This is a genomic window from Mannheimia granulomatis (genome assembly GCF_011455695.1).
GTDB classification, from domain to species: domain Bacteria; phylum Pseudomonadota; class Gammaproteobacteria; order Enterobacterales; family Pasteurellaceae; genus Mannheimia; species Mannheimia granulomatis_A.
Genome location: NZ_CP015030.1, coordinates 465,147 through 477,437 on the forward strand (window position 1 = coordinate 465,147; position 12,291 = coordinate 477,437).

The 12,291-nt window shown below is 38.2% G+C and carries 12 protein-coding genes; 1 reads left to right on the forward strand and 11 read right to left on the reverse strand.

All coding sequences use genetic code 11. The features are described 5' to 3' along the window. Positions 1 to 47 precede the first annotated feature (47 nt). The 3 genes from A4G16_RS02185 to atoD are packed head-to-tail and all read right to left on the reverse strand — an operon-like array spanning position 48 to position 2,729. Positions 48 to 1,391: a TIGR00366 family protein gene (locus tag A4G16_RS02185; protein WP_165888511.1), complete on the reverse strand. Its 1,344-nt coding sequence runs from the start codon at positions 1,389 to 1,391 to the stop codon at positions 48 to 50. 10 nt (positions 1,392 to 1,401) lie between these two features. Then, complete coding sequence (locus A4G16_RS02190) at positions 1,402 to 2,061, reverse strand: 3-oxoacid CoA-transferase subunit B (RefSeq protein ID WP_165888512.1); 660 nt, start codon at positions 2,059 to 2,061, stop codon at positions 1,402 to 1,404. 17 nt (positions 2,062 to 2,078) lie between these two features. Then, positions 2,079 to 2,729 carry an acetate CoA-transferase subunit alpha gene (gene atoD, locus A4G16_RS02195; protein WP_207951351.1) on the reverse strand — a complete coding sequence of 217 codons (651 nt, stop codon included), beginning with the start codon at positions 2,727 to 2,729 and terminating at the stop codon, positions 2,079 to 2,081. 259 nt (positions 2,730 to 2,988) lie between these two features. Here atoD and A4G16_RS02200 point away from each other — a divergent pair, with 259 nt between their 5' ends. Beyond that, the gene (locus tag A4G16_RS02200; protein WP_165888514.1) at positions 2,989 to 3,882 is read left to right on the forward strand and encodes a LysR family transcriptional regulator; all 894 of its coding nucleotides are present in this window, start codon (positions 2,989 to 2,991) and stop codon (positions 3,880 to 3,882) included. 417 nt (positions 3,883 to 4,299) lie between these two features. Here A4G16_RS02200 and A4G16_RS02205 read toward each other — a convergent pair whose 3' ends face one another. The 8 genes from A4G16_RS02205 to A4G16_RS02245 form a co-directional block, all read right to left on the reverse strand. Further along, entirely contained in the window at positions 4,300 to 4,593 is a 294-nt protein-coding gene (locus A4G16_RS02205) for a hypothetical protein (RefSeq protein WP_165888515.1), read from the reverse strand. Between the two features lie 10 nt (positions 4,594 to 4,603). After that, positions 4,604 to 5,239 (reverse strand): hypothetical protein, encoded by a 636-nt coding sequence (locus A4G16_RS02210; protein ID WP_165888516.1) that lies wholly within the window; start codon positions 5,237 to 5,239, stop codon positions 4,604 to 4,606. A 4-nt stretch (positions 5,240 to 5,243) separates the two neighbouring features. Further along, complete coding sequence (locus tag A4G16_RS02215; RefSeq protein ID WP_165888517.1) at positions 5,244 to 5,861, reverse strand: DUF4376 domain-containing protein; 618 nt, start codon at positions 5,859 to 5,861, stop codon at positions 5,244 to 5,246. Beyond that, on the reverse strand, positions 5,842 to 6,192 hold the full coding sequence (locus A4G16_RS02220; protein ID WP_165888518.1) for a hypothetical protein: 351 nt from the start codon (positions 6,190 to 6,192) through the stop codon (positions 5,842 to 5,844). The genes A4G16_RS02215 and A4G16_RS02220 overlap by 20 nt, the downstream gene beginning before the upstream one ends. Beyond that, positions 6,192 to 9,986: a host specificity protein J gene (locus tag A4G16_RS02230; protein WP_237052381.1), complete on the reverse strand. Its 3,795-nt coding sequence runs from the start codon at positions 9,984 to 9,986 to the stop codon at positions 6,192 to 6,194. Before A4G16_RS02230 ends, A4G16_RS02220 begins: the two co-directional genes overlap by 1 nt. A gap of 10 nt (positions 9,987 to 9,996) precedes the next feature. Next, a complete protein-coding gene (locus A4G16_RS02235; RefSeq protein ID WP_165888519.1) occupies positions 9,997 to 10,623 on the reverse strand; it encodes a tail assembly protein in 627 nt (208 codons plus the stop codon). A gap of 221 nt (positions 10,624 to 10,844) precedes the next feature. Then, positions 10,845 to 11,564: a preprotein translocase subunit YajC gene (locus A4G16_RS02240; RefSeq protein WP_165888520.1), complete on the reverse strand. Its 720-nt coding sequence runs from the start codon at positions 11,562 to 11,564 to the stop codon at positions 10,845 to 10,847. Further along, entirely contained in the window at positions 11,554 to 12,291 is a 738-nt protein-coding gene (locus A4G16_RS02245) for a C40 family peptidase (RefSeq protein ID WP_165888521.1), read from the reverse strand. Before A4G16_RS02245 ends, A4G16_RS02240 begins: the two co-directional genes overlap by 11 nt.

Genomic DNA, 12,291 nt, shown 5'->3' on the forward strand with positions numbered 1-12,291 from the left:
AGGGTGTAAACAAACTCCCCTACAAGCGGTTGTTTTTTCAAAATTTTTTACAAGAAATACAATCCAATGATGAATATAGGTGTGGTAAAGATTAGTGCTGTCATACAGTAGCCCATAATGTCCCTTACCCCTAAACCTGCGATCCCTAGTGCTGGTAATGCCCAAAACGGTTGAGCCATATTTGCCCACATATCTCCATAAGCAATCCCCATTACCGCTTTACCTAAATCCGAACCCAGTTCTTGAGCCGCCGGAATAACGAACGGACCTTGTACTACCCAGTGACCGCCGCCGGAAGGCACCGCAAAGTTCACTAATGCCGAACTAAAGAATGTGAGAAGCGGGAAGGTTTCTTTGTTGGAAATATCTACGAAGAATTGGGTGATTATTCCACCTAAACCAGAGTGTTCCATCATTAACTGCATACCTGCATAGAATGGGAACTGGATTAAGATCCCTGCTGTTGAACGTGCTGCGTTAGTAATTGCACGTACATAAGCTGCTGGTGAGCTGTGTAGGGCTAAGCCAACCATTAAGAAGATGAAATTAACAATGTTGATCGTTAAGTTGAAACCTTTATCAACAAAGTACATTCCTAAATAGATAAACCCTGTCCCAGTAATCAAGTAAGCCAACCAACGGCTTTCCTCAATTTTTTCCGCAATGGTTGAATCCGCAGTGATTTTTTTGCTGAAATCAGGATCTTCTTGTAATAGACGAGGATCAACTGCTTTCACATCTTCTGCTTTCGGGTGCATCATTTTGGTGAGGAATGGCAAGGTGATGATCAACATACTAACGATGAAGATGTTATAGCCTGTTAATAGTGTTTGCGTAACAGGAATAATGCCATCAGTATATGTTGGATCAGTGATGAAACGTGCGATTGGGTTGTTCGGCGTTGCGGCTTGTAATGGCATTGAGCCTGAGAAACCACCACCCCAAGTCATAAAGCCAATATATGCACAAGCAATCAATAATGCATAATCCACACCTTTAATACGGCGAGCCACTTCTTTTGCAAACATTGCACCGACAACTAAACCAAATCCCCAGTTAATTGCACAAGCAACACAGCTCATAAAAGTAACAAGCATAACACCTTGAGTTGGTGTTTTCGCAACGGATGCCGCAGTTGAAAGGAAACGACGAATTTGAGGCGCTGAAGCAAGAGCATTACCCGTTACGACCACCATGGCCATTTGCATTGAGAAAGCAAGCAGATTCCAGAAACCATTCCCCCACATTTCAATTAATGCACCAGCACTGTGTTCGGTAACCCCAAACGCCCAGAAGAAGATGACAATACTGAGTAATACCGCCAGAACCAGTGGCTCTGGCATATATTTACTGACAATAGTCGTCATAAATCGAGAAATACGGCTAATCATAATAAGCCCCTTATGCACCTGCGAGCGGCATTTTTTTCAAGGTAGGCGAAACGATAAATTCTGCTTCAGTTTTTGCTTTAACAGTTTCTAAATCATAACCTTCAGCAATTTCAGTTAAGGTTAATTTACCCTCAATAAACTCAAATACCGCAAGCTCGGTAACCACCATTTTCACTTTATTGCGTGCAGTTAATGGTAAAGTGCATTTTTTTAAGATTTTAGATGCACCTGTTTTATTGCAGTGTTCCATACCGATGAGCACACGGCGAGCTCCTGTCACTAAATCCATCGCTCCGCCCATACCAGGCACCATTTTTCCTGGTACCATCCAGTTTGCTAGATTGCCTTCTTGGTCAACTTCCAAGCCACCTAATACACAAGCATCAACGTGTCCACCACGAATTAATGCGAATGAGAAAGCACTATCAAAGAACATACCACCAGCTTTGATACCACAAGGTTGCCCACCTGCATTAACAATATTTTCATCAGGATTTTCAGGATCAAAAGCACTTAATCCTAAAAAACCATTTTCAGACTGAAGCGTAATTGAAATATCACTTGGTACATAGTTTGCAACCATAGTTGGTAATCCAATGCCAAGATTTACAATATCACCATCTTTAAACTCTAATGCGATACGGCGGGCAATAATTTCTTTTGCGTTCATTTTCAATTCTCCTTCCATTATGCTTTCACAATGTAATCCACAACAGCCGCAGGGATCATCACCATATTTGGATCGATTTCGCCTACTTTCACCACTTTACGAGCTTGTACAATAACTGTTTTTCCTGCCAAAGCCATCATCGGGTTAAAATTGCGCGCTGAACCTGCAAACACTAAGTTTCCGCTCTCATCGGCAATATCGGCTTTAATAATTGCTACATCTGCTTTTAATGGAAGCTCTAATAAGTATTCAACCCCATCAATCGTCATTTTTTGTTTGCCTTCTTCCACTACAGTACCAACACCCGTTGGGGTTAAAATACCGCCTAAACCTGCACCGCCAGCACGAATACGTTCAGCCAAAGTACCTTGCGGGCAAAGTTCTACCTCAATTTCGTCTGCAATCATTTTTTTGCCTGTTTCTGGATTAGTACCAATATGTGAGGCATAGAGTTTTTTCACACGCCCATTAACGATTAAAGGACCTACTCCAGTATCGACCATTGCGGTGTCAGTACTAATTAGAGTAATGTCCTTAATGCCAGCATCTAAGATTTCTTTGATAATCATTTCAGGAGCTCCGCAACCCATAAAACCACCTGACATAATTGCCATTCCATCAAATAAATAAGGTCTGATCTTATCTATTGAAATACATTTAGACATAATATTCTCCTATAAGATAAAATAAATTTATATAAAACTATGAATCTGGGTATATGTAAGGTTGTGTGGTAAATACTCATAATCTTAATTTTTTTATAATTGGAGAAGAGTTTATTTATTTATGTATGTAATTTAAAATATAGTTTTTTTACATATCTATAAGTAAAATTTATAGAGTTTTATAAAGTAAAATCTAATACCTATAATGAGGTATTTGTTGCGATGGGATATGTGATCTAGATCACGATGTAATGGAGGAAAAATGGATATTAAACATTTACGATATTTTATAGGCATTGTTGAAAATGGCTTTAATTTGAGCAGGACATCTCAAAACTTATATATTTCTCAGCCTGCACTAAGTATGATGATCAATGATTTTGAACAAAGAGAATGTGTAACTTTATTTACAAGAGCAAATGGAAAGATAAGTGGATTAACTTATGTTGGAGAAAATTATTACCGTGATGCGAAAGAATTGCTTGAAAAATACTATCAGATGAATCGAAATCTACATAAAAAGGAGGAAGTAATAGCAGGAAATGTATCAATTGGCATCCCTCCATTGATTTTATCAGTTATTTTCCCCCAAATTTTGCCAGAGATAATGCTAAATAATTCTCAAATTAAGTTTATAGTGAAAGAACAAGGAGCTTATTCATTAAAAAGTGAGTTATTGTTAGGAAATGTTAATTTTGCGACTTTACTATATCCTGAACATATTTCACCTAAAATCATAGATTCCTTCGAAATTTACCAATCGGAACTGTCTGTATTTTGTTCTCCGAAGCACCCTTTTGCTGATAGGGAATTTATAACTTGGCAAGATTTACATAAAGAGAAAATAGTGACTTTTGATGAAACCTTTATGATTTACCAGCATTTAAGAGAGGCATTTGAACGACACAATATTCATCCTAATATTGTTTATGAATCTGCTTCTTGGGATTTTTTATATTATACTGCGAAGTCTAATTCAGATATATTGACTATTCTTCCCCTTGCAACAAGGCAGTATTATCCTGATCCACATTTAGTTAGTGTAAAAATTAAGGATCCTGTTTTATGGAAAGTCACACTATGCCGCCTTAAGAAGAATAATTACTCTGCAGCAGAAAATTATATATTCGATGAGATTTTAAAAAGATTTAGATGATGAAATAGAAAGACTATTTAAAGAGATTAGAAAATGGCACGCCCTAAAGGATTCGAACCTTTGACCCACGCCTTAGAAGGGCTTTCATATATTTTATTTTTATTTTTATAAAAATAATAAAAAAAATGACTTACAGAGCTAATCAATCATAATAACACTGTTTTTATTACCATCTTTTCACATCTTTTAATACCTTTTGTGTCACAATTTTGACACAAAGTGGCATATCTGTATGTAATAGAGGTAAGATATATTCTCACCTTATCATAGGCTCTGTTTCGTCATCCAATACCGCGTGTAAATCTAGCCTAATATCCTGTAGACTGACTGGCTCCCCGTCTGCTTGCCTAAACAAAAGGCGATAACTTACGTCATCGCCTCTGAAAAACTTAAATTTATGCTTTTGCATTTAGACCCCTACACTACAATCTGACCTGTCTCTTTTAGGTGATTGTAGATACGTCCTAACATAATCTGAGTTGGTGTTTTGCCTAAATCATCTTTTGTTAGTGGTGCATCTGTAATTGCTTTAGCTGATTGTGCATCAATATATTTGTACTCGCTGGTTACAATCACAAAGTTTGTAACTGCACCATCAGCATCATCACCAGTACCGACGACATATTTGGCACTAAGTGAGCCGTCGTCTTGCGTTGAGTAGCTGGCGATAGTTGAGTACATTGGATTTAGGATTTTATTGAATGTTGTCATGATTTTCCTCCTATTGAATAGCTGAATATGATTTTACGGTAAATTTTACGCCGTCTATACTGTGATAATCAGTAGTAAATAATAAGCTCCCAGAATTAGGCCTTAGCTGAAAACTAAAATCCATATTCAGGTCTGAGATAACTTTTATTAGATTGGCACATAATTCGTGTAAATTTACAATTTCAGCACCTGTATTTTTTAGGTAGCCCGCTGTTATTTGTATGGTACTAGTGTTTCTTAATACAGCGTCTTTTGTTGTTATATATTTGTCTTCAACTTTAATGCCATAATTACTTTTAGCTTGCGTGATTGCTCCTATATGTATAATATCGCCCGTTATATAAATATTCAGATCGCCATTGTTATTATCCCAATTTTCAGGGCAGTACACGCTTAAATTGTTATTTAATCTGACGTATAAGTCTTCAGGTATGCCTGTTGTTATTTTTGTAACATCAGCATTACCATTATTATAAGGTGGTAACACCCCAGTAAACATTTTACGAGTAATTCGTTCGTTTTTTGCAATCAACCCTATTTTCGACAAGTCAATTTCATTCGTGTTATTTCTAACTCCGTATTGATGTTTAATAGGATTGTTAAATATCGTAAATTGTTTATTTTCAACTTGTAACCCATACGCCATATCATCAGTCTCTTGTTGATTTGTAGGCTTCGCTCCAACCGTTTGTGATGTCTTGTTCGAGCGGTTTATCAAGTTTTTCAGCCAGCGCCAAAAGTCTTTTAGCATTGTTGTAATCTTGTTTAGTTTTAGCATAAATACCTCTACTTAGTTGTTTAAATAATTCGTTATCAAGTATTACTACTTCTCCGGTCATCGTACTCCATTCTTCAGCCAGCTCTTCTCCTAATAAGACCAGTCGAGACAAGTCATCATATTTAGTGCGACTCACACTATCGGTATGCCACCAATAACCATTTACTAACACACCGGTTTTACTGTGTTCATCTATTTTATTTTTTAAGATTTCCCATAATGCATCTAAATCCTTTTTATGTTTTATTGCTTTAAGCTCCGGGCAAATTTGCCATTCTTTAAGCTCTTCATTCCATTTGTGGATATGACTAGGGCAAGCTCCGCTGCAACCTATGGTATATTTATCAATGGACCAAAAAAAACCATCGCTATCGATGGTTTCTTGTAGTTTTTCAGCTTCTTGGTCTGTGACTAAAAAAGTATGTTCGGTAATTTCTTCTTTTTTAGTAATTGTGGATAAGATTTTTAAATCATTCAGGAATACTCTCATTTGTTATTTCCTCTTTATTTTTAAACTGTTCAATGGAATAATCTTTTTGTAAATCCGCTTTATAGAAAGGGCTTGTTTCTGAGCTGATTAAACAGCGCCAAATAAATAAAATTGGATCAACACTAAAATTAGGAATTGCATTTAATGTTAAAAATGTTACAAAAGAATTATTATTGTTTTTAAAATCTTCCTCATTATCATAAGATGATATTTCAAACATACATTCTTTATTTACATAATCAAGAGAGACCTTGCTTATACAATGCCAGTTTTTACTGACACTATTTATAAAATCGACTCTATAGCTAATCGCTTTATTAATGTAATACATTATGATAATTTCCCTACTTTAACTTTAACCGTATTACCTTCCCACACTGTTAAGGCTCGACTGGATGATGATAATTCTATTCCGCCACTACTATCTCTGGACACTAATCTAAATCCGCCATTATTTAACACCTCAAAATAAGTGCCATAAGCTCCACTCAAAGAACCTATTCGCAGATTACCACCATTGATATTACCCAAATTACTATTAATAGCAGACAAATTAGCAACATTAAGTTTATCCGCGGTAATTGAGTTACCCACAATATGCACCGCATTAATTGAGTTTGCTGCCATATTTCGGGCTGCAATCGTACCGGTTGCAATCTCATTGGCTGTAATGGTATTTGCTGCAATTTGTTGAGCGGTCACCGTGTTAGTTACGATAGAGCCGCCGTGAATAGAGGTTACACCAGCATTTACCCAAGCACTAGGTTGAGTTGTGTACTCAGTGCATTCTTCCAGCATTGGACGGGCTACATAAACATCAGGGTTGCTTGCAGTTTGTTGATCTGCTCGTATCATAACTTCGACATAGCCGCTAGCAGGACATCTAAACTTAACAAAGTTACGGCTATTTGCGTCCACGCCATTAACAAATGACCCTCTATTATGTAGTCGAGCAATAGCTATTTGCCTAACATAACCGCCATCTGCATTTAGCTCTTCGACCAAAAGCATCGCCGAACAACGATAAGCATTAGCGTAAACACTAAACATATACCATTGATTAGGGATTAAGTGTATTTTTTGGCGTACAACATCAATCCATTGATTTTTAGGAGTGTTTATTGTTTCGGCCAATGTTAGTTTTACAATCCGTTCTTTGTCACTGATCGAATTTTTTAACGTCCAGTTAGCATTATTCTGACCGATATATTGACGATTAGGTGTACCTCCTGTGTAATTACCATTATTAGTAAACCAACCATAGCCGTTATTATCAAAAATCGGGTTATACAGCAAATTACCACCTAACCCAATCGCCATTTTATCGGCAGACACTTGGCCTGCTGCAATGTGTTGAGAATTGATTGCAGCAGCTTGGACTTTGGCGGCAGTAACAGAGTTTGCTTGGAGCTTTTCCGCGCCAATCGCATTTGCTTGTATTGCATTAGCACCAATACTATTAGCCGCCATTTGGCGAGCCTCAATAGTGCCATCTAATTTTCGGGTTGGTATGCTTGCAAGTTGTTCCGGCTGAATAATCCCTTTAATTGCACCGGCTAAAATTTCTTGTTCCAATGGCAAGTATTTAGACCCATTCCAACTGTATAATTTATTAGTTGTGGTGTCGTAAACCTGTTTTTGTCCTTGATATACGTTTACATTGAGATTTTGGACGTATTTTGTCATGCCAAGCTGACGGGCAGGTAATGCCGTATCAATGATTTCATTCACAATATTTTTAGAGAGTTCTTGATTGAGTTCCTCTAATTTTGTATCTAAATCAACCGCACTTTCGCCTTTTAAGCCTAGCTCTTGGTAAAATGGCCCAACGTTAATACCTCTTGTGTGTCTTAGCCAATAATAGCGTACAACCTTGTTACCCTTGACGGTATGAGCATAGGTACGAGCGGTCACTTTTGCGATTTTTTCTGCAAGTGAAAAATCATCTGTTTCCGCCGCAAAAATCTCGGTTTGAGTAACCTCATTGACCCAATCCCACTCAAGGGTAATATTGCCCAATCCACCTGTTACAACCACGCCTGTCGGAGCCGGTGGTCGGTCAATAGTAAATGACTGCGTTTTTTCGGTAACAATTTGCCCTTTAGCGTTTTTACCGTAGATAACCACGGTGTAATCACCGTTGGGTAAATCGCTTAACTCAATATTCGGGTCTGGCAATCCCTTTTTGTACTGATATAAATTACCGTCTTTGGTGATTTTAATATCATAAGTGAGTTTGCCATCGCCAGAGCTAATATCACTAGCAATATAGAGCTTACCGTCATAACCGGTCGAGACTTCCACCGCATTAATTTGTGGGGCTTTATAGAGCGTTCTGGCCGTTTCCACAAAGTGAGCCGAATTATCAACGATAGCCTCTTTCTGAGGTTCGTGTTGCAACGCTGTGATAGTGTTAGTGCCATCTGCATTTTCCACAATCGAAATTGAGCGGTATAAGCCTGAGGTAATTTGCTTGGTTGATAATGACCATACACCGTAGACCTCCAATCCAGCTAGTGTGCTATCTAGCGTAACTTCCGTTCCATTTACCGATCGAATTTTAATTGTTGAGTGTGTTGCTTCACCGTTGATATATGTAAAATAACTGGCATCATCAATTGTGATTTCTCGGTCTAATGTGACTTTTCTGCCATTTATAGCAAGTACACGTCCCCCTATTTCGGTTCCGGCATAGTGGCTGTCAGCCACACGGATAATATCACCCGGTAAGTGCATTAACCCTTCACGGCCAACGGTAAAAGTAATGGTTTCTTTTTCTCGTTTTTCCGTCTCTAAAATCCATTTGCCTGTACGGTGAGCTTGCCCTCGAGAGGTACAGCCAAAAGCAGTGACTTGCTTTAAATTCAAACCGTGCTTTTTGATTTCCTCATCGTCCGAGACGTATTCAATCGCACTTTCATAGCCATTCGTTTTATCCGAATAGGTGACTTGCACCGCATTATGGCGAGATTTTCTGGCAGAGTAAGAGCGTTCAAATCCATTGACTACGTTAGCGTTAGTATAAGTCCAAACCGGATCACGTGGGCGGTCGATAATGACTGAAACCTCCGTTCCTGTCCAAATCGGAATCGCACGGAATACCGAGCAGAAATCATTTAATAAATCGTAGGCGCTTTTCACTTCGGTTAGCCAAACATTACAGGTAAAACGCGGCTCTTGTCCTCCCATACCGTCCGGCACAAGCTGATCGCAATAGCGTGAGACATCATACAACGCCCATTTATCAAAGCTGATTTCAACCCCCAGCATTTTGCTTAAGATTGGGCCTAAATCGTAAATTTCCCACGCCGGATTGTTTGTCCACGCAATCTTAAATGTACCGTCCCAAAGTCCGTTATATGTGCGAGCAATCGGGTCATAGTTGCTCGGCACTTTGACTTTCTTCGCTTTGATTAAGTAGTTGCGAGTCGGGATATTATTAAAATACTCCGAATCAAAACTGATACCGGCAACCGCAGAATTCGGATAGGTAAATTCGGTATCGATAATTTCGGTGTAACTACTCCAAATTGTGCCGTTTTGTAGGCGCTGGGAATTACTGTCATCTGTGAGTCGTTCAACTACAACATTAAACGGCACAGGTGGCAAGTTATCAAAAATAATAGATTCCAAATATTGAGAGCTGTATTTGCCATCAAATGCATGAGTATATTGCTGTGTTCCTACATTGATTTTAAGACTAACGCTTGTTGTATTAGTATCACCTTGGTTGTTTTGTTCAAAAAGAGAACGCACTCCGAGTGTTAAACGCAAGCGACTTACACGCTCATCAGTAACCGTACGAACAATTGCGCCGGTCTTCTTTTTAACTTCAACACCCACATTCACTTCATTCTGTGATGTGTCGTATCCATCCAACACATTCTGTTCTTGTGTGCCGACATTTAGCTGACCGCTCACATTATTAAAATTATAAGTGCCGTCATCATTTTGGATTTTGGTATTGTCTAAATAAATAGATTTAAAACCATCCACTAAACCTTCGATTTCGCCTTCGCAGAGTAACTCAACGATATTTACAATCTGTTTTGATCGACCTGTTTCCGGTGCTTCAATCGGGGTATGTCCACCGCCACCACCGCCTTTTGCTCCGATAATACGCATACTTTATACCTTACTTTTTAAGTCCTGTTTTCTTTTTGCCTGCCGGTTGGTTTTCTTTGATTGTAATCGTCTCAACCCCTTGTGAAATTACAAGCGAGCCAGTTCTGATTAATCCATAAGCCAATGGCACCGGCTTACCTTGAGCAACTAGGTTATTGAGATTAGAAAAAGCGGTTGAGCTTTCTTTCTCTTTCTCATTTCCCATTGTTGGCCCTTTTGGCATTTTGGTCAGCATTTGCGCCACACCGCCCAGCAACATTGATGCACCTATACCCATCACCATGCCTTTTGTAATCAAACCACCAAGCAAGCCGGCTGCGGGGATAAAAAATGATGCACCAAGTAATGCCGCACCTAATACAAAATTAAACACGCCTCCACTTTTTGCCCCTTGAATCACAGGCGTAAAATGGATGGTTTGCCCTTTCTTCAGGCAATAAAAAAGCCCTTTTTCAAGGGCTGATGGGTCTAAATACCGTTTACCAATTCGGACTTTGTAAATGCCATCCCGTAGCGTTTCACGCAAGCCTGAAAGCTGTGAGCATAAGGCTCGGATAGCTTCGGCAGTATCTTTAACTTCTAAGCTAAATTCACTACCAAATTTTTTTAAATTGCCGTAAAATTTAATTTTAGTCATGACTCACCATTACAATTATAGCCAAAATAAAGGGGATTTATGTTCTTTATTTTTCTTAACTCTATAAGCATATTATTACTTATTTGTTTATATGCAATTACTAGTTATTTTTTTATTTTCGAGAAACAAATTAAATACACCATAAAATCAGCAATCTATATTGGAATACTTATTTTTTTATTTAAAATAATATTGCCAATTGTTTTATATTACTATCATAATTAAGGTGTTATTTTTATCTTCTTGTCTATCGAAAATCGTACCGGTTTTATCCAGCTATCTTGAATAATATAAGGTGTTCCATTTGGGTTCCATTCTCCTTTAGTAAAATTAAATGTATCAAATGGGTCAGTGAATCTGTCCCTGATATTATAATGGATATTTCCCCTAGCAATACCACCGGGAAAAGTTTGTATATCTTTCAATTCTCCACTAATGGTAGCTGTTCCTAACGCCCATAACGGATCTGCAATACCCGATGCTTCTTTTGTAAAATCATAAGCATTGGAGAAAGATGTGCGTCCTTCATTTTTATATTGCGAAATAAAGCGGCTTTCTATACTTCCATTGGATTTACCAAATGCTTTATCTTTATTCACTAGAGGACGAATTTTATTACTTAATCCAACAGATGAAAGATTTAATGCCTCTCCATTACCATAAGAATAATGCTGATATAAGTCAAAAGAATCAAATGGAACTCCCTGATAAATAGGAGGTATACGATTTTTCTCTAAATTCTTTTCCATTTCATGACCAAAAGATTTAGAAAACTGTGAAAACTTCATATTATATATTTTATCTGCTTTATCAATATCCCCTTTTTCTAAAGCATCCAAAAAGTCTTTGTAGTCTTTACTCTTTTTCATTTGTGGACAATCTTTTTTACCACAAATAAAGCAGATCTTATTAACTAATAATTGATATTTACTAAATTTCATATTGTTCTCCTATATCATTAAATATGCCGTCAAAATCTAACTTATCCGCCAATTTATGCCGCCAAATACTGTGAGTATGGCGTAACCAATAGCCATCGTATAAATCCCGTTTAGACAAACGGTTCGGGCTATGGTGGATTACCATTTGTTCACCAATATAAATCGCTGCGTGGTTCGGCACATCAGCCCCAACTTGCATTAAAATGACATCTCCGATTTGTGGTGTTTCCACTCTCTCAAAGCCTTGCCCTTGGATATTATCCAAGTAGAGATTTTGCCCGGTATGCCACCAGTCATCGTGCCGTTCAAATTCGTCCATCTCGTAACCTGCCAACATATAGGCATCACGATAGAGCGTGTAGCAGTCCATCATACCGTGTTTAAACTCACGACCAATGAGCGGCGGCACATTGCGAAATTTGTGGATTTGCTGATTATGCACTAACCACCAATCCAAACCTGTTTGTACCTGCATTTTACGGTCTAGGGTTGATAACACAGGCTTTCCGTTTGGCTCGGGGTGCGAATGTACCACCGCCACTAGCTCACCTTGCTCTTCTGCTTTAATGTAATCCAAATCGGATATTTCAAAGTAATTGGCTTTGTCTTCCGCTTGGTTTTCGCAAGGTATAAATAGATTTTTTGTCTCGTCAAAAACAACAAAACCGCATATTTCGTGCGGTTCGTGTTTGATAGCATAGTCGATGATTTGTTGTTCCAATTCCAT